22 protein-coding genes are annotated in these 25757 nt (G+C 58.9%); 10 read left to right on the top strand and 12 right to left on the bottom strand.

Annotated features, from left to right (window positions below; genetic code table 11):
- The first annotated feature begins 13 nt into the window (after positions 1 to 13).
- From flhA to RBB76_RS23610, 5 genes are read left to right on the top strand one after another with little or no spacing between them, the layout of a single operon-like run.
- On the top strand, positions 14 to 2098 hold the full coding sequence (gene flhA, locus RBB76_RS23630; RefSeq protein WP_429631150.1) for a flagellar biosynthesis protein FlhA: 2085 nt from the start codon (positions 14 to 16) through the stop codon (positions 2096 to 2098).
- 57 nt (positions 2099 to 2155) lie between these two features.
- The gene (locus tag RBB76_RS23625) at positions 2156 to 3094 is read left to right on the top strand and encodes a sigma-70 family RNA polymerase sigma factor (RefSeq protein ID WP_429630626.1); all 939 of its coding nucleotides are present in this window, start codon (positions 2156 to 2158) and stop codon (positions 3092 to 3094) included.
- A gap of 49 nt (positions 3095 to 3143) precedes the next feature.
- Positions 3144 to 4160, top strand: coding sequence for a flagellar motor switch protein FliM (locus tag RBB76_RS23620; RefSeq protein ID WP_429630628.1), 1017 nt, complete (start codon positions 3144 to 3146; stop codon positions 4158 to 4160).
- A gap of 13 nt (positions 4161 to 4173) precedes the next feature.
- Complete coding sequence (fliN, locus tag RBB76_RS23615) at positions 4174 to 4482, top strand: flagellar motor switch protein FliN (protein WP_429630630.1); 309 nt, start codon at positions 4174 to 4176, stop codon at positions 4480 to 4482.
- Positions 4470 to 5477, top strand: a complete 1008-nt coding sequence (locus RBB76_RS23610; protein WP_429630632.1) for a hypothetical protein — start codon at positions 4470 to 4472, stop codon at positions 5475 to 5477. The genes fliN and RBB76_RS23610 overlap by 13 nt, the downstream gene beginning before the upstream one ends.
- A gap of 72 nt (positions 5478 to 5549) precedes the next feature.
- Here the strand turns inward: RBB76_RS23610 and RBB76_RS23605 are convergent, their stop codons facing one another.
- The 7 genes from RBB76_RS23605 to RBB76_RS23575 all read right to left on the bottom strand — a co-directional run bounded on the left by RBB76_RS23605 (position 5550) and on the right by RBB76_RS23575 (position 13742).
- A complete protein-coding gene (locus RBB76_RS23605; RefSeq protein WP_429630634.1) occupies positions 5550 to 5987 on the bottom strand; it encodes a peptidoglycan-binding domain-containing protein in 438 nt (145 codons plus the stop codon).
- Between the two features lie 212 nt (positions 5988 to 6199).
- Positions 6200 to 7852 (bottom strand): trypsin-like peptidase domain-containing protein, encoded by a 1653-nt coding sequence (locus RBB76_RS23600; protein ID WP_429630636.1) that lies wholly within the window; start codon positions 7850 to 7852, stop codon positions 6200 to 6202.
- 161 nt (positions 7853 to 8013) lie between these two features.
- Positions 8014 to 8940, bottom strand: coding sequence for a DMT family transporter (locus RBB76_RS23595; protein ID WP_429630638.1), 927 nt, complete (start codon positions 8938 to 8940; stop codon positions 8014 to 8016).
- A complete protein-coding gene (locus tag RBB76_RS23590; protein ID WP_429630640.1) occupies positions 8941 to 10731 on the bottom strand; it encodes an amidohydrolase in 1791 nt (596 codons plus the stop codon).
- A gap of 407 nt (positions 10732 to 11138) precedes the next feature.
- Complete coding sequence (locus RBB76_RS23585; RefSeq protein WP_429630642.1) at positions 11139 to 12545, bottom strand: SpoIIE family protein phosphatase; 1407 nt, start codon at positions 12543 to 12545, stop codon at positions 11139 to 11141.
- A gap of 242 nt (positions 12546 to 12787) precedes the next feature.
- Entirely contained in the window at positions 12788 to 13366 is a 579-nt protein-coding gene (locus RBB76_RS23580; protein WP_433963484.1) for a cadmium resistance transporter, read from the bottom strand.
- A gap of 76 nt (positions 13367 to 13442) precedes the next feature.
- Positions 13443 to 13742, bottom strand: coding sequence for a hypothetical protein (locus RBB76_RS23575; protein WP_429631164.1), 300 nt, complete (start codon positions 13740 to 13742; stop codon positions 13443 to 13445).
- Between RBB76_RS23575 and RBB76_RS23570 the strand changes: the two genes are divergently transcribed.
- Positions 13659 to 14981, top strand: coding sequence for a glutamate decarboxylase (locus tag RBB76_RS23570; RefSeq protein WP_429631152.1), 1323 nt, complete (start codon positions 13659 to 13661; stop codon positions 14979 to 14981). The two genes, RBB76_RS23575 and RBB76_RS23570, sit on opposite strands and share 84 nt — an antisense overlap.
- Positions 14982 to 15068: 87 nt before the next feature.
- On the opposite strand, the gene RBB76_RS23565 is transcribed toward RBB76_RS23570, so the two are convergent.
- From RBB76_RS23565 to RBB76_RS23550, 4 genes are all read right to left on the bottom strand, one after another.
- The gene (locus tag RBB76_RS23565; RefSeq protein WP_429630646.1) at positions 15069 to 15914 is read right to left on the bottom strand and encodes a hypothetical protein; all 846 of its coding nucleotides are present in this window, start codon (positions 15912 to 15914) and stop codon (positions 15069 to 15071) included.
- A 438-nt stretch (positions 15915 to 16352) separates the two neighbouring features.
- On the bottom strand, positions 16353 to 17495 hold the full coding sequence (locus RBB76_RS23560; protein ID WP_429630648.1) for an alpha/beta hydrolase: 1143 nt from the start codon (positions 17493 to 17495) through the stop codon (positions 16353 to 16355).
- Between the two features lies 1 nt (position 17496).
- Positions 17497 to 18870 (bottom strand): M20/M25/M40 family metallo-hydrolase, encoded by a 1374-nt coding sequence (locus RBB76_RS23555; RefSeq protein ID WP_429630650.1) that lies wholly within the window; start codon positions 18868 to 18870, stop codon positions 17497 to 17499.
- Entirely contained in the window at positions 18870 to 19850 is a 981-nt protein-coding gene (locus tag RBB76_RS23550; RefSeq protein ID WP_429630652.1) for a tRNA pseudouridine synthase A, read from the bottom strand. Before RBB76_RS23550 ends, RBB76_RS23555 begins: the two co-directional genes overlap by 1 nt.
- On the opposite strand from RBB76_RS23550, the gene RBB76_RS23545 reads away from it, so the two are divergent.
- Positions 19842 to 20081, top strand: a complete 240-nt coding sequence (locus RBB76_RS23545) for a hypothetical protein (protein WP_429630654.1) — start codon at positions 19842 to 19844, stop codon at positions 20079 to 20081. The two genes, RBB76_RS23550 and RBB76_RS23545, sit on opposite strands and share 9 nt — an antisense overlap.
- A 503-nt stretch (positions 20082 to 20584) precedes the next feature.
- On the top strand, positions 20585 to 22678 hold the full coding sequence (locus tag RBB76_RS23540; protein ID WP_429631154.1) for a TolC family protein: 2094 nt from the start codon (positions 20585 to 20587) through the stop codon (positions 22676 to 22678).
- A 106-nt stretch (positions 22679 to 22784) separates the two neighbouring features.
- Here RBB76_RS23540 and RBB76_RS23535 read toward each other — a convergent pair whose 3' ends face one another.
- On the bottom strand, positions 22785 to 23321 hold the full coding sequence (locus RBB76_RS23535) for a PEP-CTERM sorting domain-containing protein (RefSeq protein ID WP_429630656.1): 537 nt from the start codon (positions 23319 to 23321) through the stop codon (positions 22785 to 22787).
- A 39-nt stretch (positions 23322 to 23360) separates the two neighbouring features.
- On the opposite strand from RBB76_RS23535, the gene RBB76_RS23530 reads away from it, so the two are divergent.
- Together RBB76_RS23530 and RBB76_RS23525 are read left to right on the top strand one after the other, a co-directional pair.
- Positions 23361 to 23579 carry a hypothetical protein gene (locus RBB76_RS23530; RefSeq protein WP_429630658.1) on the top strand — a complete coding sequence of 73 codons (219 nt, stop codon included), beginning with the start codon at positions 23361 to 23363 and terminating at the stop codon, positions 23577 to 23579.
- Positions 23580 to 23585: 6 nt separating this feature from the next.
- The gene (locus tag RBB76_RS23525) at positions 23586 to 25748 is read left to right on the top strand and encodes a thioredoxin domain-containing protein (RefSeq protein WP_429630659.1); all 2163 of its coding nucleotides are present in this window, start codon (positions 23586 to 23588) and stop codon (positions 25746 to 25748) included.
- The last annotated feature ends 9 nt before the right edge of the window (positions 25749 to 25757 follow it).

Here is a 25757-nt window from a genome sequence, read left to right as displayed (position 1 = left end):
TGGTGGTTTTCACATGGCGAAGCTACAGACGTTGATGTTGCCTATCGCGGCTATCAGCATGGTGTTCGTCATGATTATTCCGGTGCCGAGTGTGGTGCTGGATATTTTGCTGGCGGCCTCCATTACGGCGTCGGTGATTGTGTTTTTGACGGCGGTACAGGTGCGGCGCGCGGTCGATTTCTCCGTGTTTCCGACGCTGCTTTTGCTGCTGACGCTTTTTCGGCTTTCGTTGAATCTGGCCTCGAGCCGGAGGATTTTGCTGCATGGACAGGAGGGAACGCATGCTGCCGGCGCGGTGATTGAAGCGTTCGGGCAGTTTGTGGTGGGCGGGAATTATGTGGTCGGGCTGGTTCTGTTTCTTGCGCTGATCGCGATTCAGTTTCTTGTGGTGAGCCATGGTGCAGTGAGAACGGCTGAGGTCACGGCGAGATTTACTCTCGATGCTCTGCCGGGTAAGCAGATGGCGATCGACGCGGATATGAACGCGGGTCTGATCGACGAGCAGGGCGCAAGGAAGAGACGACAGGCAATCGCGCGCGAGGCCGAGTTCTACGGCGCGATGGATGGCGCGGCGAAGTTCAATCAACGAGATTCGCTGGCGACGATTTTGATTACGGCGATCAATATCGTGGCCGGGTTGTTGATCGGTGTGTTACAGCATGGCACGGATCTGGCTACTGCGGTAAAGACCTACACGATTTTAACGGTCGGCGATGGTCTTGTGACGATGATCCCCAGTCTGCTGGTTTCGATCGCGGGCGGAATGGTGTTGACGCGGGCTTCGTCTGCGGGGTCGCTCGATGAAGAGCTGGGCACGCAGCTTCTGAAGGGGCGCAATACGCTTTGGATTGCTTGTGGTGTGTTGCTTGGATTGGCTTTGATTCCTGGATTGCCGAAGCTGTCGTTTGTATTGCTGGCAGTTGGCGTTGGATTGATCGCGCGGCGGCTTCCCGCGGCGAAGGACGCTTCTCTGCTGTTGGCGGAGGAGACCTCAGGAGTTACTGCGAAGGGCGATAAGGCGAAGGCGGCGGATGCAGCGAAGGGTGAGAATCTGGCCTCGTTGCTGAAGATGGACGAGCTGACGTTGGAGATCGGATTCCAGCTGATTCCCATGGTGGACGAGAAGCAGGGTGGACAGATGCTCAATCGCGTTCGCGCGTTGCGGAGACACCTGGCGACCGAGCTTGGGTTTATCGTTCCGCCGATTCATATTACGGACAACCTGCGGCTGAAGCCGCGAGAGTATGTTGTGAGTCTTCGTGGGATCGAGATTGCGCGTTGGCAGACAGAACAGAACTGGTTGCTGGCTGTGAACGCGGATCCAAAGGCGCGGGTGCTGCCTGGCGTGGAGACGAAGGAGCCGGCGTTTGGCGTGCAGGCCCGATGGATTCAACCGGGCTTGGAGGAGCAGGCTCTGGCTGCAGGTTATTCGGTAGTGGACCAGACGACCGTGATTGGAACGCACCTTGGAGAGTTGATTCGGAGGCATGCCCATGAGCTGCTTGGCCGGCATGAGGTGAAGCGTCTGCTGGACAGCTTGAATGACAGTCATCCGAAGTTGGTGGAAGAGCTGGTGCCGAAGCTGATGACGCTTGGCGAGGTCCAGCGCGTGTTGCAGCAGCTACTGCGGGAACAGGTTTCGATTCGCGACCTGGGGGCGATCCTCGAGGTTCTGGTGGAAGCGGCGCAGCAATCGAAGAACGTGGTGCACCTGGTGGAGAGTGTGCGGCAGTCGCTGGGTAGGGGCCTGGTGCATTCGCTGCTGGATGGTGAGGGCGGCCTAAAGGTGTTGGTTCTGGAGCCCGAACTTGAGAGCGAACTGCAGCAGACTTTCGACCCGCAGGGCGCCGGGTTGCTGCTGGGCGATGGAACACGGCCAGCGGGCATGCGTTCGGACTTTTTGAAGCGGTTGGTGGAATCTGTGAAACGCCTAACCGGAGGAGCGGCCACCTCGGCACTCCCCGTGCTTCTATGTCCGAGTCCAGCCCGTTATCACGTGCGACGTTGGCTGGAGCCGTTTCTGCCGAAGGTAACGGTGCTGGCGCCAGGAGAGATTCCTCCTGAGATTCGAGTACGGAGCATTGGCACGGTTGGGTAGAGATGGGCTGAAGAGAGATTTCGGGACGGTTCGGGGCAGATCAGGAATGGAGGAAGTATGAACACAGGGGGTTCGATGCCGATACAGATTGGACAAAGGTTGCCGAAGGGGAAGCTCTCCGGAGAGCAATGGGCTTCGTTGGAGGCTGCAGAGTTTGATGAGATGGCGGGTCTGAAGGAGACGGCCATATTCGCTCCGTTCACCGCAGAGGGTGTGACTGCGCCGGAGGGCGGCAGTGCAACGGAACGTGACCTCCTTTTGATGGAGCACTTGCCGACAGTACGCTATCTCGCGCGACGTATCCACGAACGGCTGCCTCAACATGTGGAGTTGGATGATCTGGTTTCGGCTGGGGTAGTTGGGTTGATCGATGCCTTCTCGAAGTTTGACCATAAGAAGAAGGTTCAGTTCAAGAGCTATGCGCAGTTCAGGATTCGTGGGGCGATCCTTGATTCGTTGCGGACTCTGGACTGGAGCCCGAGAGAGTTGCGACGTAAGGGAAGGGCCGTCGAAGAGGCGATTCGTGCGGTGACACAGCGGGTAGGACGAGCGCCGTCTGAGCAGGAGATTGCCCGTGAGATGGAGCTGACGCTGGCGGAGTATCAGGCACTGCTGGGTGACCTGAAGGGACTTGAGATCGGCAGTCTCCACATGGAACGGTCGGAGGACTCGGGCGACGAAGAGCTTGCTTACGTGCCTGGAGCACCGGAGGATGATCCGCTGTTTCGTTGCTTGAAGGGGGAGATGAAGCAGCGACTGGCGGATGCGATCGACGAGCTTCCGGAGAAAGAACGAATGGTGTTGACGCTTTACTACTACGAAGAGCTGACGATGAAAGAGATCGGACTGACTTTGGGCGTAGTGGAGTCGCGGGTCTCGCAGATCCACTCCTCGGCGGTGCTGCGACTGAGGGCGTCTCTTGCGAGTCTGCGGCCGGGAGATTCCGTCGGGGTTGTGAAGGCGAAGGCTTCGAAGCGCAAGACTGGAACACGGTGACGCTCGGATCGAGTTGTTGTGAGAGATCTCTAACCAGAGAAAGGGATACATGGGAAAGCAGCTTGGGCAGGGAGATATCGATGCACTGTTTGCGGCGGCTGGGGCGGCGAATGCTTCTGAGCAGGTAGAGGGGGCTGAGGCCGAAGTGCCTTTGGAGCAGTACGACTTTAGCAGTGCGGGCCAGATTAGTAACGATCAGATGCGTGCGATCAGTTCGGTGAATGATCTGTTTGCGAGGAACCTGATGCATACGCTGGGCGCATGGCTGAGGACTCCGTTCAAGATGAAGCTAGTGGCGGGTGAGCAGCTTCCCTTCAGCGAATTTCTGGAGCGGCTCTCGTCACCGAATTACATCTGCTCGATTCGGTTGGAGCCACTTGGCGCGGTTGGGTTGCTGGAACTGGAGCTTGCGCTGGCGTCGCCCATTGTTGATGTATTGCTTGGTGGCGTGGGACGGGCGTGGCCAGCGCGGGAGTTGACGGATATCGAAGATGCAATTCTGACGTCGGTCGTGCAGATGACGGTGAAGGAGTTGAACCTGGCATGGCAGTCGGTCGGGCTGGAGTTTGTCTTTGAGAAGCGAGAGACTGACGCAGCGGTGGCCCGGTTGTTGACCTCCGGGGAAAAAACGCTGTGTGTCAGCTTCGAGGCGCGTATGCCTGAGGCTCAGGGTGCGATGAACATCTGCCTGCCGGCAGTTGTCTTGAATGCAATTCTGCGACGGTTGATCTCTGAGGGGGATCGTCCCAAGAGACGATCGAAGGAGGCCCAGGCCAGGATGCGCGAGCTGTTGGCTGAGGTAAAGTTCGGCACCGCGCTGCAGTTTCCGTCAATGCGTCTAAAGGCGAGTGAGTTGGCGGCCTTGGAACCGGGCACGGTGTTGCGTCTTCCGTTAGCGAAACACTCGATCTCGGAGCTGCGTGTTGGCGGGCTGCAGCTTGGGAGAGCGCACCCGGTGCGGACTGGTGAGCATCGCGGGGCACAGCTAGAGGGGGACATCGACGGCGAAATCTTGAACGATGCCCTGGAGAGTCAGGGCGTGGTTGAAACCATGAGTGTGAACTAGGAGAGAACGGGTTATGGACAAGGTGATTGGCTCGGATGAGTTGGCTGGGATTGATCCAGGGATCGGGTTGTTGTGTGACATTGAACTGGATGCGACGCTGCAGTTCGGTTCCCGCGATATGCCGTTGCGAGAGGTGTTGCAGTTGGGGCCGGGGGATGTGGTGGAGTTGGACCGCCACGTATCGGAACCGGTCGACCTGATAGTGGGTGACAGAATTGTGGCTCGGGGTGAGGTGGTCGTTGTCAGTGGCAACTTCGCTCTGCGCATTACCGAGGTGGCGACGCCGCAACTGAGACTGGAGAGCATTCGATGCCTTTTCTAACGAAGAAGACGGGAGCGATGAGGGTGAGCGCACTGATGCCGAGTGCGTTGAGGGTAGGGAATGGAGTGGCCTGGCAGGAGGATGAGTATAGGCCGTCCAACGAGTTCGGAAGTTTTGCGGGATATGGGTTTCCTTCTCCTCAGGAAAAAACATCGCAGCGAAGGGTCTGCGGAAACTTGGAGTGTGAGAGCGGTTGGACGATGCCGTGGCGAAATCGGCGGAGGCCGATCTTCGAAGGACAGTGGGGATGCAGCGGACGTTGTGTGCTTGCAATGGTTCGGGCTGCGGTGCGTCGTGAACTTGGTGATACAGGAACGTCCGCAGCTTTGTCTCCGCATCGGCATAGAGTGCCGCTCGGCCTGCTCATGCTGGCGCAGGGATGGATTACACATCCGCAACTCCAAAAGGCGTTGGCGGCGCAGCGAGAGAGTGGGACTGGAAAGATTGGAGAGTGGCTCTTGAGCGAGTGCGGCGTGGAGGCTGAGCAGATCACGCGTGGGTTGAGCATGCAGTGGGGGTGCCCGGTGCTAACGACCGAAGGGTTTTCCCCGGAGTCGATGGCCCTGGTGATGCCAAGAATATTTATTGAGAAGTTCGGTTTGCTACCTCTGCGGGTCGCGGGCTCGCGAATTCTGTATCTCGGGTTTGCGGATAGGCTGGATGCTTCTTTAGCACTTGCGATGGAACAAATGACAGAGTTGAAGGTTGAGAGTGGAGTTGTGGAGGGTGCTCAGTTTGTGGCTGCTCAAAGTAAGCTTCTTGCTTGTGAAGGAGTTGATGCGAAGCTGGAGACTGTGGAAGATAAGGACTTCATGGCGGCGCGAATTACCGCAGTGCTGGAGCAGAAACAGCCGGTTGCGGCTCGCCTGGTTAGAGTTCATCAGGACTACTGGTTGAGGATGTGGCTAGAGAGTGGCACGGTCGGAAAGACGGGTAGTTTGCCCGTCTCGCATGAAGATGTGAAAGACCATGTCTTTACCATCCGGGGCCAATAGAACGGCGGGATTCTGATCTCATTGAAATAAAAAAGAGGGCCGGTTGGCCCTCTTTTGTGCGCGGCGAAATGTCTATCGTTGCATGAAACCCGGAGCTGGCGACATGGAAGGCGCGGCCATTGCGGAGGATGTGCCAGCGCTCATCTTGGACTCCTGCTGCGAATCCTGCTGGGGGCCTAGACCGAGCTTGATGATCGCTCTGGAATCGGGAATCAGCTTTGTCTGCCAGCCATTATCTTCCTGAAACTTCTGCATGGCTGATTCGGTCTGGGAGTCCCAGTGGCCTGAGGCTTCTCCGGAGAGATAGCCTGACTTGATGAGCGACGCCTGGATCTGAGTTGCTCGTGCGTCGTCAATGCCCCGTTGGCCTGCTGGCTTCGTTGCGGATTTGGAGTGTTTATTCGATAACCTGGGGGATGTAGGCCCGCGACGCGCGTGAGTGAATGCCAGGCATGGCATAGCGGCTGCGAGCAACAACGTCGAGGTTAGGAGTAGTTTGCCAAACTGCATAGTGAAACCATTACCTTGGGTTAAATATCGGACAGAGAGTGCAGGATCTGTCGTCAATGCTGAGGTTAGAGTATCCCGTTAGTAACGTGCGATGCAACAAAAAGGTTGACATGCGGGAATACATCTTTTGGGTGGTTTAGGCGCGTATTCCTCTGAAGAAGAGAAGGAGTAATGGTGGGACTGACCCAGTCACTCCTTCTCTGGTTCGCTTTCTACGGGAGAGTGCCACCTACGTAGGAGTTGAGGTTCTTCTGAGTTGCGGACTGAATGACAAAGACGACGTCGTCTTTGGATTTCAAAGTGGAAACGATGGCCCGATAACTGGCCTCGTCTGTTACCGGTTTGCGATTGATGGCGGTGATGATCGTTCCTTTGCCAAGTCCGATCTCGTCGGCAAAAGAACCAGGCCGCACGTTCGTAACGATGACTCCGCCTCTAATGCCGACCTTGGCCGACAGCGATGCGGGGATTGCCGATACAGTGATGCCGAGTTTGCCTTCGCCTGCATCGGTTTCCTGAGGAGTGGAGGTGTCATCCGGCTGGCCGGTGATATCCGCGTATGTCTTAGCGCGATCTCCGATAACGACGTTGGCGCTATTCTGCTTGCCGTCGCGAAGGTACCCGAGCTTTACGGTCGAGCCAACGTGGCGAGCAGAGATATCGTTGACCAGATCGTCGCCATCTTTGATGTTGCGACCGTCAATGGAGACGATAACGTCACCCGCCTGAATGCCAGCCTTTGCTGCGCCTCCGTTCGGTGTGACAACGCCAACGATTACGCCGCTTGAGAAGCCATATACGCGGTTGACAGCGGAGGATTGCGCGACCTGGAACTGAATGCCGATGGAGCCGCGAACTACCTTATGCTCTGGTCCGATGAGCATGTTGTAGACGCTTGCGATGATGTTGGCAGGCATTGCGAATCCAACGCCTTGAGAGCCCATGGACTGGGTGTAGATGGCGGTGTTCATGCCGACGACCTGACCAGCCATATCGACCAGCGGGCCGCCAGAGTTGCCTGGATTGATCGCAGCGTCAGTCTGGATGAAGCGCTGGAACTGGGTTTGTGAAACGCCGTTGGGGCTGGGCTCGTCAATGCTGCGGTTCTTGGCAGAGATGATGCCGGCGGTGACCGTTTTAGAGAGGGCGAACGGGCTGCCGATGGCGAGGACCCAGTCTCCGACCTGTGCGCCGTCGGAGTTGCCAAGTTTGACGGTAGGGAGAGGCTCCTTGGTATCGATTTTGATGACGGCGATGTCGGTGTCTTTATCGACGCCGATCACTGTGGCGGGACGTCCTTCATCACCGGGACCACCGTCAGGATCGGTGGAGAGCTTCACGTAGATCTTGTCGGCTTTGTCGACGACGTGGTTGTTGGTGATGATGTAGCCGCGCGAGTCCACGATAAAGCCGGAGCCGAGAGCGCGGCGTTCACCTGCAGCACCACCGTCGCCATCGTCGCCGCCCTGCCCACCGAAGAAGCGATTGAAGAAGTCCTGCATGTCGCCGGGGGACTGCTGGCTGTCGTCATCACTGTTTGGGTCATTGGGCTGGGGTAGACGTTGACCGCCGCGCCTACGTTTGTTGGCGGATGGCTTGGGTAGCTCTTCGGTGTTGATATTGACGACGGCTGGTCCTACTTGTTTGACGATCTGAGAGAAGCCATTGGAGAGCGCAACGGGAGATGGAATGACGAGTGGCTTCGCGTCGGTGGAGTTGACCTCGGACTGCTCTTTACCGCTGACGTTGCGCGTAAGAATGGAACCGGCCAGAATGCCAACGGACAAAGTCGCAAGCAGGGTGAACGTCGTGGTGAGGCGATGTGTGCGAATGCGTTCGAGCAGAGTGTTTTTCGGTGTGTCCATTAGTAGATCTTGACCTCAGTGTTATGTGTTGCTGTGCGCCGGACGTATGCGCGGCATGAAGTTTAAGTATAGTCGCTGCCTTAGGCTATCGTTTTGTGCGAGTCGGGGCGGGTTTCACTCTCTATTTAGACGCAAAAAAAAGACGAAAGTCTTCTTGGAGTTCAGATCGGATATATCGGGATTGGCGCGTCGGAGGGAAAAATCTCAATTGTGACGATTCCGATGAGGATGAGGGCAGCTCCAAAAAGCGAGCGGTGGCCCAGGTGTTCATGCAGAACCAGGAACGACGTGATGCAAGCGAAGACTGGTTCCAAGCTAAGGAGGATAGCGGTGTGGGTGGGAGGGAGATACTGTTGGGCCCAGCTTTGGATGGTGAAGGCCGCAGCTGTGGCCAGAAGACTGGTGACGGCAAGTGCTGTGATCAGACGTGGCGTGAAGGTTAGATGGGGTCTTCCGCCTAAGGGAAGGGTGATCGCCATCAGTAGCGCAGCCGATCCGATTTGAACAGTGGCGAGTTGGGCCGTTGGGATGCCTTTCGAGACATGGGCTAAGGAGAGAAGATGGGCGGCAAAGGCTACTGCGCAGAACAGGGTAAGGATGTCTCCCGGGCCGATGGTGCGGAAGAGGTTTTGCCAGGAGGTGCCTGCGGGTGTTGTGAGGAGGAGGAGACCGGAGAAGGCGAAGACGGCGCCAAGGGCGCTGGTCCAGCGGGGAGGTGGCGTTCCTGACGGACGAAGCGCGGGGAAGATAGTGAACAGAGGGACGAAGACAACGACTAGACCCGTGATGAGGGCGGATTTCGCTGCGGTAGTGTGCGCAAGGCCGGTGGTTTGGAATTGATATCCGGCGGCCAGGAAGAGGCCGACCATGAATCCGGAGATTATGCTCTGGCGTTTGATGGCGAGGAGTTGACGATGATTTATGATAGCCAGCGCGACGAAGGCCAGAGCCATTCTGAGCAGATTGAAGAGGAGCGGCGAGGTGTCTTGAAGGGCGTCTTTAACGAGGACGAAGGTCGCTCCCCAGATGATGACGACCGCCAGGAGCAGGAGATGAGCCAAGGTGGTGGGGCTTAATCGACGGGGCAACTAATTAGCCGTCCCGGTCGTGGGTTTGGCGGAGCGATTCGCGGTCGAGGTATAGACGGTTTCGCCGTTCACGATGGTGCGAAGGGGTTTTGTGTGGAGGAGTTGTTGGGGAGTGGCGGTGGTGATGTCGCGATCGAGAACGATGAGGTCCGCTAGATAGCCGGGTTCTAGGCGGCCCTTCTGGTGTTCGCGGAACTCTGCGAAGGCAGAGGCCTGGGTGTAGGCGTAGATGGCCTCGTTGAGTGAGATTTTTTCCTGCGGTTGAAAGGTCTGGGTGCCGGCCTCGTTCTGACGGGTTATGGCGGCGTAGAGGCCTCGGAAGGGATTGATGGACTCAACCGGGTAGTCGGTGCCGAACGCCAGAGTGACGTTGTGGTCTAGGAAGCTCTTCCAGGCGTAGGCGTATTTGGCCCGCTCGGTGCCGAGGCGGTCGGTGGCCCATTTCATGTCGGTGAGGAGGTGGGAGGGTTGCATGGAGGCGATGACCCCCTCGCTGGAGAAGCGGGCGAAGTCGTCAGGCAGGAGGACCTGGGCGTGTTCTACGCGGAAGCGGAGGGCCGCGGGGGTGGGGTCGGATGGGGACGGGGTGGTGACGATGTGGGCGTCGGAGTTGTTGGGGTTGGTGGGAGGAGGAGGCAGGGTTGCGACTTGGTCGGCAGCTCCGAAGGCGTTGAGGGCCATGTCGTTGGCGCGGTCGCCGATGGCGTGGAAGCCGAGTTGGAAGCCTGCGGCGGCGCGCTCGGAGGCTAGCTGGGTCAGATTGTCCTGCTGGTAGCGGGGGAGGCCGGAGTTGTTGGGGTCGTCGGAGTAGGGTTCGTCCATGGCGGCGGTGCGGGAGCCGAGCGAGCCGTCCATGAAGCCCTTGAGCATCGTGAGGTGGAGGAGCGGATCGTCAGAGGGATGGCTGGCGCGGCGCTCCTTGAGGATCGTCAGGGGCTTGTCGAAGGGCATCCACTCGGCGAAGCGGAGGTGGAGTTTGTGTGCGTCCTCAAGCTCTTCGAGGGCGAGGAAGTCCTCCCATTCGGAGTTGTCCTGGACGCTGGTGACGCCGTGGGCGAGGGCGTCGTTAATGGCTAGATTGAGGGCTTTGGTGCGCTCTTCGGGGCCGAGTGAAGGGATTTTGTTGAAGACGAGGTTGGTGGCGGCGGTTTCCCGGAGGATTCCGGTGGGGTTGCCGGAGGAGTCGCGGTCGATTTTGGCGCCGCCGGGGTCGGGGGTGTCGGCGGTGATGTTGGCGGCGGCTAGGGCGGCGGAGTTGGCGAGCGCCATGTGGCCGTCGACCCGGTCGAGTATGCAGGGGTGGCCGGCGGTGACCTGGTCGATGTCCTCGCGGGTGGGGAGTTTGGCGCCGGGCCAGAGGGTGTGGTCCCAGCCGCCGCCCTGAAGCCAGGAGCCGGGTTTGGCCTTGGCGGCGTAGATGCGGATGCGCTGTTGCATCTCGGCCAGGGATTTGATTCCGTCGAGGTTGATGGAGAGTTGTTGCTGGCCTGCGGCGGCCATGTGGGTGTGGGCGTCGTTGAAGCCGGGCATTGCGAAGGCGCCGTGGAGGTCGATGATTTTAGTCTTTGGGCCTTTTAGTTTGAGGATGGTGGCATCTGGGCCGACGGCCAGGATTTTTCCGTTGGCGATGGCCAGGGCCTGGACTTTCGCGGGGGTGGGGGAGGGATCGTCGGGGCGGAGGTGGGCGCCGGTGAGGATGTTGCCGTGGAGGTAGATGGTGTCAGGCGGCGTGTTCTGCGCGTGCGCGAGGGTGGTGAGGAGGAGGGTTGCGATGAGAGGGAAGGGTTTCACGAGTGGAGTGTATCGCGGAGTTGGACCTACTGGGGTTGTGAAGTGTTCGGGATTTCGGTTTGGGGACCCTCCCCCCTCCCCTTGAGGGGTATCTTGCAGGGAAGTCTCTTTGTTTCAACAACTTGCAGCCTGGGTGTGTCTGTAAAATATAGAAAGTAAGACGGTTACGCGCAAAATACTTGTTTTGTTGTAGATGCGTGGGCTACTTCGTGTCAATTTGTAAGTTAGAGACGCGGTTGTACTCTCGACAGGGTGTGTTTACCGGTTACTTCCATTATAGAAGATTGGCGGTAACTGATACGCCACGGGAATGTCCTCGTCTGGCGCGGGTTTTGTGAGTTTAGGGGCTTGACAGGTTTTGCGCTGGTCCATACCCCTACGGCACTCCGTGAGAACGAATCTCAGATTCAGAGTCGCAGTACGACAATTGTCATGTCATCGTGCTGCGGCGCGCCGGCGGCAAAGGCGTCAGCTGCACGAAACAAGTGTTGCAGCAACTCCTTGGCGTTCAGGTGCGCATGCGCTTGCGCCTCGGCGATCATTCGGTCTTCCCCCCACTCGTCTTCTGAGGAGTTCATGGCTTCGCTGATGCCGTCAGTGAACGCCAGCAGAATATCGCCGGGGAGGAGGTGAAGTATCTGCTCCTTGTAGAGCGCGCCGGCGAGCAGCCCGATGACGGGGCCGCCGTCTCCGAGGCGAAGCACCTGTAAAGCGCCGTCTTCTTTGCGCAGGACTGCGGGGGGATTGTGTCCGCCATTGACGTAGTGCAAGGTGCGCGATGCGCAGTCCAGTTCGGCGTAGAAGAACGTGGCATAGCGGTTGGAGTCGGACGCGTTGTAGAGAAGGCGGTTGACATTGGCCATCTTGGTTCCCAGATCGCCAGTGCCGCTCAGCACTTGACCGCGCAGGCTGGCGTGAAGGCTTGCCATCAACAGGGCGGCGGACATGCCCTTGCCACTAACGTCGCCAATCGCGATACCCAGTCGGTCGCAGCTGTGCGCCGTTGTTCCGCTGGCGGAAGAGATGTTTTCGCCGGACGCATGCCCTGCTTCGGCCAGCGAGCCATCACGGATGTCGATGAGGTCGTAGTAGTCGCCGCCTACTGCCTGGGCGGGCCTGCAGTGCGCGGCCATTTCTACGCCCGCAACGTTGGGGAGCGTCTGCGGGAACAAGCGCTCCTGCACCTCGCGGGCAATCTCGAATTCGCGTTCCAGCTTGGCGCGCGACAGGGCCTCCTCGGCCAGCGTGGGAATAAGCTTGTAGACGTTGACGAGTATGCCTGACGGCAAAGCCATGGTGCTGCCCATAGCAAATCCGCGTGGCAGTGATCCGCCCTCGAAAAAGCGTTTGCCTTTGCCCAGCACAATAGGATTTACCAGCAGAACCACCTCGTCCGCCAGTCCGTGATCGAGCAGCACGGAAATCAGGGACGAGCTGCCTGGGACAACCAGGTCCGGGCCGTTCCTGGATTTAATGCGTCGAACGCTATCCACGAGGTCCGATCCAATTGCCTCGAATGGACCCCATTCCAGACTCTCCGGTCGGTGGGTTACGACGTACTTGGTCGCCGCATTCAAGCGGTCCGCCATCGGACTTTTCGGTGCTTTCGGCCAGAAATTCGTCAGTATGTCGTAGGTTCGACGGCCAAGCAGCACGTCGCAGGTCTTGCCGTACAGCTCGTTCACTATCTGTAACCCAGCAGGGGAGCGATACGGCGCGGTCCAGTCGCCGTATGGAAAGTCGTCCTCCGGACCGCTGCTCGTCTGGATGACGCCATCGAGCGAGATATGCTCAATGATTTTGAGTTTACGCATATCGATCTCCTATAAATGCTCGGTTTGCACCTTCGTGAGGGACTACCCAGGACCGAATGAACGAAGAGCAAGAGCCGGCGGACAACAGTTCGACGAGGCTTTCACCGCCGAACGCGGCAAGTGACAGACTGTGTGAACTGTATTCAGCGAACAACGAGACAGCAGCTTCGAACAGTAACTAAGTATCGTATTGCCTTGCAACCAACATACTCGCCATCTGATTTCTGGACTGATGTACATGGTCAGCGGAACAGGAGGATACGAACTCCCAGAGCGATGAAGACGAAGGGGACCAGGATGGTCCCGGCGCGGTTCACTGCGTTGAGGATCATGGGGTGGTTGCCGAGCCACTTCCCAATGATGCACCACAGGGCGACAAGAGACGCATACGAGGTCAGGATCAAGAAAATGTGTTGGCGATTTACGCTGAAGAACGGAATATAAACCGCTACGTTATCTGCCCCGTTCGACAGTGTGACCAGAGCAATGGAGATGAGGCTTTGTCGATCCGGTTGTGTTGCTTCCGTTCCGTGTGGTCTAAAGAGCAGGACGAGGTGCTTTAGCCCTAACGCCAGAGGGACCAGACCTAATGCGCGAGTCCATGGATGAGGAATTGCCAGAGTCGCGAGAAGCCCAGCACAGCTGAGAAGGATGATCGCCAGGAAACCGAGATATTGGCCTGCCACGATGTTCCGCGTCGGCACGCGGCGCGCAAAAAAGAGTGTGAGGAGCACGATGTCATCGATGTTGGTCGCCGCGAATGTGGTGACGCTGGCGGTTGCGACTGCTGCAGTGGCGTTCACTCTTTCCGAGGCTAGCATATGAATCGCATTGCTCTGAAGAGAGCCGGGGAAGTTCAGACGTGTGTTAACAACATGAAAGCCTGTGACTGATAGATTAGGGTCGCCACGGCAAACTTCGAAGATCGTACGGCAGGATGGTTTGCGTTCGGTCCGTCAACTCCTTCTCCATTTTGTTCACCAGCGTATAGACACCTTCGACTTTCAGAAAGACGGGAGAAAAATCATGGCATTGCACGATACCGAAGAACTCAAAGCCGCCCCGAGCAATCAGGTCGAGTCCGATGTTCTGGACCATGAGACCCAGACTTACGTGTTCCCGGAAGGGAAGCAGAACCCGCAGACTGTCTACCAGACGATCCACGATCAGCTCATCCTCGATGGCAACTCGCAGCAAAATCTTGCTACCTTCTGCACGACCTGGATCGAACCGGAGGTAAAGCAGCTGATGGACGAGTCCGCGGATAAGAACATGATCGACAAAGATGAATATCCGCAGACCGCGGCGATTGAAGAGCGCTGCATTCACATGCTCGCCGATCTGTGGAACTCTCCTGAGGCCGCGAGCACCATTGGCTGCTCGACTACGGGATCAAGCGAGGCGGCGATGCTCGGTGGGCTTGCCCTGAAGTGGAAGTGGCGCAAACGCCGGCGTGCTCAGGGACAATCAATCGATGCGCCGAATCTTGTTATGGGGCCGGTTCAGGTCTGCTGGCACAAGTTCTGTCGCTACTTCGATGTCGAAATCCGCGAAGTTCCCATGGAAGGCGATCGTCTCCTGCTTACGCCCGAGGAGGTTCTGAAACGTTGCGACGAAAATACTATTGGCGTTGTCGTCACACTGGGCGTTACGTTTACTCTGCAGTACGAGCCGGTGCACGAGATCAGCCTTGCGCTCGACAAGTTGCAGGCTGAGACGGGACTCGACATCCCTATCCATGTGGACGGAGCGAGCGGCGGCTTTCTTGCGCCGTTTATCCAGCCGGGTCTTCTTTGGGACTTTCGCCTGCCGCGGGTGAAATCCATCAATGCTTCGGGTCACAAATTTGGTCTCGCGCCGCTTGGCGTGGGCTGGGCGCTGTGGCGCGAGAAGCAGGACCTGCCCACAGAGCTGATCTTCGACGTCAATTATCTTGGCGGCAATATGCCAACGTTTGCGCTCAACTTCTCGCGGCCAGGCGGCGATATTATCTGCCAGTACTACAATTTTCTGCGCCTGGGCAAAGAGGGCTATCGTGAGATCCAGACGGAATGCAGTGCGTTGGGGCGCTATCTTGCGGGCAAGATCGCCGAATTTGGCCCCTTCAAGATTATTTACGATGGGGAGGGCGGGATCCCCGGACTGTGCTGGGAGCTGAAGGATCCGTCTACTTCAAACTTCACTCTGTACGATTTCGCTGATCAATTGCGTGAGCGAGGGTGGCTGGTTCCTGCGTATTCGATGCCGCCCAACCGCGAAGATCTGGTGATCCAGCGGATTCTCATACGCCACGGCTTCACGCTGGAGATGGCGCGGGAGCTTCTTATTCAGATGCAGGTCGTTCTGGACGAATTCGCCCATCATCCACCAGAAGAAGTGCTGACCGTTTCGCTGGCGAGCGCCGAATCGAGCGCGCATGACCATTCCGGGCGTTAGTGTCTGTTCTTCCCGAAACGCCAAAGCCTCGATCGTTAGATGATCCGATCGAGGCTTTGGCGCTGGAGGGAGATTGTGTTCAGGCGACTAGTAGGGGCGGTAGTAGCCGTAGGGGGTTGGGTAGTAGCCGTACGGGGGCGGTGGCGGCGGGTAGCCGTAGACGACGGGGCGTGGTTGTTGCACGATGACGGGAGCAGGTTGTTGGATGTAGGTTGGGGCGGGAGCCTGGGCCTGGACTACGACTACCGAGGGGTTTTGCTGGGGGTACGCAGGCGCGTAGGACTGCTGGACCGGCTGAGGGTAGGATCGTTCGACCGGTGCGGGCTGCTGCTGGACGGCGGGGGTTGGATCCGCGTAGTTGAAGCGGGAGATCATCTCGGGCTGGTGTTGGACCTCAGACTTGGTGGGGATGCCTACGTCGTCGAGGAGTTTGACGGTGAGACGGGTCTCAGGCTTCAGGACCGGATAGGGGCCGCGGCGCGGGAGGTTGATGAGGTCGAGGGGCCAGAGGACGGGGATGAGCCACTCGACGGTGTCGCGGGTTGCGTGTCCGGTTCCGACGATTCTGCCGTTGGAATCGACTGGATTTTTTCCTGAGGATGCGATGACGCGGGTCGAGATGGGAATGACGGTGTCGTTTCCGACGACGATGCGGTCAAATCTGAGCTCCATCCAGCCTTTGCCGACGAAGTGGCCGGGGTCTTTGTAGTCTTCGAAGTGGCCTACGAGGTAGCTTCCGTAGGGGAAGACGGAGCGGCCGTACATCTCGACGTGGCTGACCTGGCAGAGGATGGCGTCACCGAGGTGAACGGTTTTGGAAGAGATTTTGTCGGAGACCATGCATTGCATGGAGGATCCGGCTGGAATGAGCTGCTCCGCCCCTGCGATGGAGATGGGCAGAATAAGCAGCAACGAGGCAAGGATGCGTTTCATGGGGGGCCTCCTCATCACACGGGATGGATTCCGTGTGCCTTACATCTTCGGTTCGCCGGATCGCGGGGGTTGATCTCGAGACGTGCCAGAATGTAGAGCGAGTTTGTTGCCGAAGATGTTAGCTTAATTTCTGGCGTATGCGTCTTAATTTTCTGGTGACTGAAATTGACACACCTCCTGTGGACTGAACCGAGTGTGCATGCCGATTTGCACCCCTCCGGGGTGTTAAATCGGCTATCGACGTTATCGGCACAAAGAGTGAATCTCATGAGTGCGTTATAAGACGAGCGTGAGAAATTCTGCGGTGTTTGCGGTGGAAACCCGGCGAGGTTCGAAAAGTTGCTTAGAAATTTGGATTGGGTTGAAACGCGACGAACGTGGGGGGTGTCCGCTTCGCTGCTCGTGGTGAGCTGTGACCAGCTTGGGTGGAAGTGGGAGTCAGTTCTTCGATTTGGTGATGGGGTAGCCCTGCCATAGGTACTCGAGAGCTTCGGGCAGCGTTTGTTGTTTTACGGCGTGGTCAACGTGGCCGGCGTCTTTGGCAAAGACAAATTGATAGTGATATCCCCTGGCCGCCAGCACTTTGGCCATGCGTTCGTTGGCAAGAACCCAGTCGTGCATGTCGTCGCGCATGATGTTGGGGTTGAAGAGGTCGCGGTCGCCTACCTCCATCCAGATTCTGATGGGTTTGGGTGGAGTGTTCGGGATCAGGTGTTCGTGGAACTCCCATGCGCCGTGGGGGGTGTCCGGGTTGGATGGCCACTGCTGATTGATGTAGGTGGCGGAGTAAGTGAGGACGCGGTGGTAGAGCTCGGGGCGATACCAGGCCATGATGAGAGCGCATGAGCCTCCGGAGCTGCCGCCCATGGTTGCGCGACCGTCGGGATCTTTGGTGAGTTTGACGTGATATTGCTTCTCGACGAGAGGGAGGACTTCGGTCTCAACAAACTCGGCGTAGCGGCCGGACATGGTGTCGTATTCGAGGCCGCGTTCGCTGCCTTGTGCGTCGCCGCTGCCGTTGCCGATGGAGATGGCGATCATGACGGGAATGCGGTGCTGTGCGATGAGGTTATTGATGGTGGTGAAGAGGGTGCTGTCGGGTCCGTCGGCGCCGACGATAAACGGTGCGGTGGTGCCGGGTACATATTGTTGCGGGACGTAGACGGCTACGTGCCGGGTGTAGGGCGCGGGGCGGCTGGTGGTGACGATGAGTTTGGCTGGGTCTTTGGGGTCGGGAGTGCCGAAGGTGCCGGGGTCGCGGGCGATGCCGGGGTAGAGCTTGCTGTCGGCGGAGCTCATGGTGAACTCGTAGATGTTTCCTTGCGGGACGTTCGGCTGGGGAGAAGTCTCGGGCGCGGGGGTGTGGGTTGGCCCGAGGATGAAGTTGCCGTCCGCGTGGGGTGAGGGTATGGCACCGTCGGGCAGCTCGGTTGCTGCGACGTATCCGCTGGTGTGAGGGTCGCGGGTGGGTGGGGTTGGGCGCTGGGCGATTGCAGCGGTGATATGGGTTGTGAGGAAGGCGGCGAGTGCCGTTGTACGGAGGATGCGAGGGGCGGTGGTGTTTCGAAGCTGAGTCTTCAACTTAGTCCTCGTGAACAGGGAGTTGGTCGGCGGTGGTTTGGAGGGTGTCGAGGAGGGTGAGGAGGATGCGGCGGAGGGCGGCTTCGCGGCCGGTGGGGTCGTACCACTCCTGCAGGGTGTGGATGCCGCCGCCGGTGCCGCCGCTGCCTAGGGCGAGGGCGGGGATGCCGCGGTAGAGGGGGATGTTGGCGTCGGTGGAGCCGAGGCGGAGTTCGGTGCGGAGGACGAGGTGGCGGTCGACGGCGCGGAGGGTGTGGAGGATGGGGGAGTCGTCGGGGAGGGTAGCGGCGGGACGGTTTCCTATGGTCTCGATGTGGAGTTTTAGTGGTGTGTTGGTGGTGGAATGTGTGGTGACGATGTCGTCGAAGATCTGGTGGACTTCGGTGGCGGCGGAGACGAGTTGGGTGGGGTCGGTGGAGCGGAGGTCGAGGAGGGCGGAGGCGGACTCGGGGATGGAGTTGATGGAGGTGCCGCCGGAGATGTGGCCGACGTTGAGGGTGAGGAGGGGGTCGGTGGGGAGGTTCATATTGGAGATCTGGGCGAGGGCGCGGCTGAGGAGGAGGATGGGGTTGGGGGTGCCGGCGTCGGCCCAGGAGTGGCCGCCGGGGCCGGTGATGGTGACACGGAAGCGCAGGCTTCCGAGGGCTCGGGTGATGGCGGCGGAGGTGCCTCCGCCTTCGAGGACGAGGGCGGCGGCGATTCGGGTGCGGTAGGGGCCGCGCTCGAAGAGATGACGCATGCCGCGAAGGTCGCCTTCGCCTTCTTCGCCTACGTTGGCGGCGAAGAGGATGGGGATGGGTGGGGTGATGTTGGCGTGGCGGAGGGCGGCGGCGATGGCGAGGAGAGCGGTGAGGCCGGCGGCGTTGTCGCAGATGCCGGGGGCGAAGATGCGGGGGGAGTCGGGGGCTTCGATGGGATCGATGGGGGTGTCGGCGGGGAAGACGGTGTCGAGGTGGGCGGAGAGGAGAATGCAGGGACGGGTTTCGCCGGGTTGGCTGTTTGATGAGGCGATGGCGGGTTGAGCGAAATACGGGGGTCTCTCCACTTCGCGGCGGACGGTGAGACTGTCCGCCGCTTCGGCCGAGATGACGTTATTGATGGGAGGTGAAGCAGGAGTTGCGTCGGGTTGGAGTTCGGCCAGGGCGTTGCCGGCGTCGTCGAGGTGGATGTTGGTGAGGCCGAGGTCGCGGAAGCGGTCGAGAAACCAGGCGGCGCGGGCGGATTCGCCGAAGGGTGGGGCGGGGATGCGGACTAGTTCGAGTTGCCACTGGCGAAGCTGCGGCTGGTGGAGGTGCAGCCAGTGAAAGGCTCGGTGGACTGCGGTTAGAGTGGCTAGGCGAGCGATGCGGCGCTGGGCGTTGACTGTGGCGGGCATCAGTACTCGACCTCGACGAGGAAGAGGCCGCGGGCGGGGGCGGTGGGGCCGGCGGCGGAGCGGTTGCGGGCAGCGAGGATTTTAGGGATGACGTTGGGGTCGAGGCGGGTGGCGGTTTCGACGAAGGTGCCGACGAGGTTGCGGACCATGTGGTGGAGGAAGCCGGAGCCGGTGACGCGATAGATGAGGAGGTCTTCGCGTTGATGCCAGGCGGAGTGGAAGATGGTGCGGGTGTTGTCGGTGGGGATGGGAGTGAGAGAAGCGGGTTTCTCCACTTCGTCGGCAAGTTCGCCGACTACGGTCGAAATGACAGTACTTTTTTTAGCGGAAGCGGAAAGGTCGTTCGTGACGACGCTCTTCGGGACGACGCGTTCCGGAACGGGCGTGTGGGTGAAGATGCCTTTGGGAGCGGGTGTGTGCGTGCTGGTTGATTCTGCCGGTGCGGTTTCCTGCTGCGATCTGGTTCGGGTGGTGAGGTCGGGGTCGACGGCGGCGAAGGAGGTGAAGTCATGCGTGCCGAGGATGTGGGCGGCGGCTTTTTGGAGAGGGGCAAGTTCAAGAGGGAAGCGGTAGGCCCAGACGTAGGGAGCGAGCATCGGTGGGCAGATACGGTCTTCGGGATGGGATTTGCAGGGGAGGATGCGGTACTCGTAAGTTTTGCGACGTGCGCTGTGGCGGGCGTGGAAGTCTTCGGAGACGGGCTCGACGGAGAGGATGCGGATGCTGGGGGGAAGGGCGCGGTTGAGGGCGCGATGAAGGTTGGCGGCGGGGATGGGTGCGGTGAGGGAGAAGGTGGCGACCTGGGCTAGGGCGTGGACTCCGGTGTCGGTGCGGCCTGAGCCCTGGGGGAGGACGGTTTCGCCTGTGATGCGGTGGATTGCCTGAGCGAGTGTTCCCTGAACGGTGGGGAGGGCTGGTTGAATCTGCCAGCCGTTGTAGGGGCTTCCGTCGTAAGTGAGGATTGTCTTCCAGTGAGGCATGGGCTGCTTTGGACGGTATCACGGTTGGTGGGTGGGGATGAGGTTATCAAGTTCAGCTGGCGGAAATGGCAGGGCCAAGTGCAGAACGACAAAGGCAACGACGAATACGAGATGGGGTGGTTTCTCCACTGCGCCGTTCACGATGGGACCGTGAGCGGCTCCGGTCGAAATGACGGCTTTGTTATCGGTTCGAAGACGACAACGACCGCAGATTTTCTGGGTGCGGAATGACTTCGGAGAATGGGAACGGCAGAGACAAGGACAACCGCAGATCCCCTGCGGGGATGACAACAAAAAAAGGCAAAGGCAGACAGAAGCGAGTGCGAGATTCCAACGACCGAGGTCGCGGGCTAGGGGTAAGGGTATGGGGTTGATATACTTGGCGCATCGTATCCGGAATGAACATTTGCCGCAGATGTTGGGAACGAAGCGAGCGATGAGTGCGTATCTGTGCTCAACCTAAGCAGAGCTTTTGAAAAGCGATGCCTGGTCAGCAGGATTTTTCCAGGTAGGTTTACGTGTCCGTTGTCTTTAAGAGTCGTTGGGAAGGTGCTGCGCGTCTGAGTAGAACTGCAAAATCTTAGCGAGACTGCAAAATCTGGTTGCGAGACTGACCCTCGCGTTTTGGTGCGGGGTTGGGAAGGCTGTGAGTCCGGTGAAGCGCCGGGCATTGCCGGTAAAACATCGAGAGGTTTCAGGAAAGAGTTGGAGAGCGAATCGTGAGATCAAAGAATATGCAGGGGGCGGCGAGCATTTCGTTGCTGCTGATGAGTCTGTGCACACAGCCGGGATGGTCCCAGCAGACGCAGAGTAGTCCGACGACGCCAGCCCAGCCGCAGGCGGTGGTGAATGACACGACGGGAACGCCAGGGCTGCCGCAGGCTCCGCAGCCGAAGCCAACCGAGCCGCTGTTTATGCGTCCAACGGCCGTCGACTACACGAAGCCGAAGAGCCATATCTGGAATCCGATTGCTCCGTACACGCCGATTAATGTTCCTACCTTCTCGATGGGGAACACGACGTTGGGCAATTTGTTGAGGGATGGGAAGATTTATCTGAGCCTGGCGGATGCGGTGACGCTGACGCTGCAGAATAACTACGATATTGCGATCTCGCGGATCAATCTGGATATTGCGGATACGGACCTGCTGCGTGCGAAGGCGGGATCGTCGCTTCGCGGTGTGTCGACGGGTCTGTTGACGAATACGATTGGCGGAACGACGACGACGATTACGACGGGCGGCGGACCGGGTGCGACGTCGGCGGGCGTGGGTGGCGGTGGTACAGGTGTGGGTGGAATCGTTGTGAGCACCAACGGCGGCGGACCGTTGCCGGAGAATCTGGACCCGGTGCTTACGGGACAACTGGAGTACGAGGCGTCGACGGCGCCACAGCTGAACACGCTGTTCAGCGGTGGATTGAATGTGTTGACTACGGATACGGCGACGTACAACTTTAATTATGCTCAGGGGTTTTTGACCGGCACGCAGTTGACGGTGGGCTTCAACAATACTCGCGTGACGACGGACAATCCGTTTAGCAACTATAGCCCTTCGTTGACGACGAGCTTTCGCGCTACGGCGACGCAGCATCTGTTGCAGGGGTTCGGCTGGGGCGTGAACGGACGTTTTATCGTGCAGGCCAAGAATGACCGGCGGATTACTGACTCGGCATTTCGGCAGCAGGTGCTGTATACGATCAACCAGGTGGAGAACATCTACTGGGCGCTGGTGAGCGCGTACGAAGATGAGCAGGCGAAAGAGCGTCAGTTGGCGCAGTCGTCGCAGTTGACCTCGGACAACCGGAAGCAGTTGGAGATTGGTACGCTGGCTCCGCTGGATGTGGTTAACTCGGATAGCGCGGTGGCGAGCGACAAACAGGCTCTTGTGGCTTCGAAGACGAACCTTGAGTATCAGCAGTTGTTGATGAAGCAGGCGATTGTGCGGAACCTGAACGATCCGGCACTGTCGCAGGCGCCGGTGATTCCGACTGACCGCGTGGCTCTGGACAGACTGCCGGAAGAGGACCTGCAGGTTGAGGATCTGGTGAAGGTGGCTTATGCCAACAACCCGCAGATTGAGCAGGCGGTGTTGAACATGAAGAACAACGAGATCACGATCAAGGCGTTCAAGAACGGATTGCTGCCGATCGTCGATGCGTATGCGTTCTATGGTGGCAGCGCGTTGGGGGGTGCTCAGAATCCAAATGCGATTAATTTCAATACGAATGCGCCTTATGCTCCAGGAACGTTTCCTTCGGTTGGTTATGGCGACGTTTTTCAAAATACGTTCAACAACAACGCGCCGGATAAGGGTGTTGGTGTGAATATGACGATTCCAATACGAAACCGAACCGCGCAGGCTGACCAGGCACGGTCGCAGATGGAGTATCGGCAGTCGGAGATGCGGTTGCAGCAGCTTTATACGCTGATTCGCATCCAGGTGACGAACCAGCAGTACGCGTTGACGAACGACCGGGCGCAGGTACAGGCGGCACAGGCGGCGCGTGACTTCGCGGCGCAGAGCCTGGATGCTGAGCAGAAGAAGTACAGGCTGGGCGCGTCAACGACTGCGAATGTGTTGCAGCAGGCGAGGAACCTGGCAACGGCGGAGAACAATTCGATCTCTGCAACGGCGGCGTATGCACGAGACCGGGCGCAGCTGTTTCAGCTGCTGGCCAATACGCTGGACCGGTATGGAATCAGTATCGAATCTGCCGTGCAGGCGGCTGGAGGTGGAGCGGGAATGCCAGCACCTGTGATTCCGGGGTTGACGGCTCCAAAGGGTCCTGAGGCACCGAAACCGATTGATGTGGCTCCGCCACAGTAGAGGACGGTGGATGGTAGAAGAGAGGGTTCGGGCTGCGGCTCGGGCCCTTTCGCTTTTCATGAGGCGATTGCGGTGAGGTGGGCACAGTTTGGATTTACGGGGGAAGCTAGAGGCGGCGGAATCTTCTGCGGGCTATTGCTGCGAGGCTCAGGATGCCGATGCCGAGCATCATGAGACTGGATGGTTCGGGAATTGCGATGGGGGTGATGCGCGAGACGCCAATGGTGAATGGGGTGTGCGGGTCAAAGACCTTCGCGGGGTAGCCGTCATTGTCATAGAGATGAGCGGGGCTGATTCCGAAGGAGCTGTCGAGATAGAGAAGGTCTTTCTCGGAGTCGATATGCTGCGCGTTCGGATGAATGTCGAGAAGATCGTTGTGGGCGTTGGTGTGGTGGTCGATCTCGAGGAGAATGACGCCCTCTAATCCATAGTCCTGACCCGAAGTTGTGACGCTGGTGAGATCGATGGCAGATGGGATGCGTGGATCTGGCTTGCCAGTGGGCGTTCCGATGTTGAAGGTGGGTTCTTGGGTGGTGGGGGTTGCTGCGGCTATGAGGATGAAGTTGTAGGTGTCAGCGTGGCCCGTAATGTTTGATGCGACCAGGGTGGAGGAGAGCATCAACAGACCGATCTTTGTACGCATGCATGGCCCTCGGTGACACAAACTGCCGTGCTCCGTAGGATGCGGTTTGTTATCGCGACCAAGCAGATTGGCTTAGTTCGTTTTTCGCTCGGTCAAAAAACATTCCCGAGCGAGCAAATCGGTGCTGATAACACGGGAGCAGAGAAGGTGCTTGAGGAGGCGTTCGCGATCTTGAGCGATGCACCGGAGTTCGTTGCGCGATGGTATCGACTGGCCGGAGTCTCGATTCATATCGAATTGGAAGTTCGACTAGACTAATGTTCTATGGGTCATGAGAGTTCTGAAGAGATCAGTGTGTACTTGAATGCGTTGGCGAAGGCTGCTTCGGCGTATCTGCGGTCTGCGATGCATCAGCCGGTGGAGTGGCAGGAGTGGGGCGAGGCCGCATTTGAGAAGGCCAAGGCTGCGGATAAACCGATTCTGCTGGATATTGGTGCGGTTTGGTGTCACTGGTGTCATGTGATGGATCGCGAGTCGTATGAGAGTGCAGCTACGGCGAAGATCATCAACGATCACTTTATTGCGGTGAAGGTGGATCGCGATGAGAGGCCGGATGTGGATACGCGGTATCAGGCGGCGGTGTCTGCGATCAGTGGGCAGGGTGGGTGGCCGTTGACTGCGTTTTTGACTCCTGAGGGGAAGCCTTACTTTGGAGGGACGTATTTTCCTCCGGCGGATCAGCATGGCCGGCCGGGATTTCAGCGGGTACTGCTGACGATGGCGGAGGCGTTTCAGAATCGGCGCGATGAAGTGAATGAATCGGCCGGAAGCGTGATGGCGGCGATTGAGCATAACGAATCGTTTATGGGAAGGAGTGGGAATCCGGGGCCGGAATTGGTGGCGAAGCTGGTCGCGTCGACGTTGAAGCAGTTTGATTCGCGGTCGGGTGGGTTTGGATCGCAGCCGAAGTTTCCGCATTCGGGGGCGATCGATCTTTTGCTGGATGTGGCGTCGCGGGTGTCGACGGTAGGAGCGGAGGATGGGCGTGAAGCGGCGAAGACGGCGGCGATGGTGACGTTGCAGAAGATGTCACGGGGTGGCATCTATGACCATCTGGCGGGGGGATTTCATCGCTACTCGGTGGATGAGCGGTGGGTGGTGCCGCACTTCGAGAAGATGTCGTATGACAACAGCGAGCTGCTGAAGAACTATGTACACGCGTTTCAGACGTTTGTTGAGCCGGACGCGGCGCGGGTGGCGCGGGAGATGATTCAGTGGATTGATGAGTGGCTGAGCGACCGCGAGCGGGGAGGATTCTATGCTTCGCAGGATGCAGACTACTCGCTGGAAGATGATGGCGACTACTTTACGTGGACTCGCGATGAGGCTGCTGCGGTGCTGACCGATGAAGAGATTGCCGTTGCGAGTGCGTATTACGACATCGGTGAGATAGGCGATATGCATCACAACCCGGCGAAGAATGTTCTGCATGTGCGGGGCACGCTGGAGGGTGTGGCTAAGGCGAATGCGATTACGCTCGAGGTGGCGAAGGAGCGTCTGGATGCGGCGAAGGCGAAGTTGTATGCCGCTCGGCTGAAGCGGCCTACGCCGTTTGTGGATAAGACGATCTATGTGGGCTGGAATGGAATGATGATCTCGGCCTATGTGGAGGCGGGGCGCGTGCTCGACATGCCGGAGGTGCGGGCGTTCGCGTTGAAGTCGCTGGACCGCGTGCTGGCGGAGGCCTGGGATGCGAAGGCTGGTCTGGCGCATGTGGTCGCGTATGGAGAGCAGGGTGGGAGTGGGGCACGGGTGGCTGGGGTGCTGGATGACTATGTGTTTTTGGGGCATGCGGCACTCGATGCGTGGGAGCTGACTGGGGAGTTGCGGTACTACACGGCGGCTGAGGCGATTATGGAGAGCGCGCTGATGAAGTTTTATGATCCGGTCGGGTGCGCGTTCTTCGATACGGAGAGTGCGGCTGAGGGTGAGACGAGGTTGGGGGCACTTGTGACGCGCAGGAAGCCGCTGCAGGACTCGCCTACGCCTGCGGGGAATCCTGTGGGAGCGGCGCTGCTGTTGCGGCTGGAGGCGTTGAATGGGCGGGCAGATTATGCGGTGAAGGCACTGGAGACGCTCGAGACTTTTGCTGGTGTTGTGGAGCACTTTGGGTTGTATGCGGCGAGCTATGGTCTGGCGCTGCAGAGGATGGTGCTGCGGGCCGTGGAGGTCTGTGTGATTGGGGACGATGCTGCGGCGAGAAGGCTTGAGGCCGTGGCGTTGGCGCGGTATGCGGTGAATAAGAGTGTGATTCGGCTGCGGAGGGATCAGCTTGCTGCGCTGCCTCCCTCGCTAGCGGAGACGCTGCCGCATCTGCCGGGGTTGGGTGGCGAGGGTAGCTTTGCTGTGGTTTGCACGGCGAAGGGATGTCAGCCGCCGGTGTCTGGGGTGGATGAGTTGATTGAGGCTATGAATAAGGCTTTGTGAGTTGTCTCT

It is taken from the genome of Tunturiibacter psychrotolerans (assembly GCF_051013365.1).
GTDB lineage: Bacteria > Acidobacteriota > Terriglobia > Terriglobales > Acidobacteriaceae > Edaphobacter > Edaphobacter psychrotolerans_A.
This window is presented reverse-complemented; position numbering and strand designations above follow the sequence as displayed.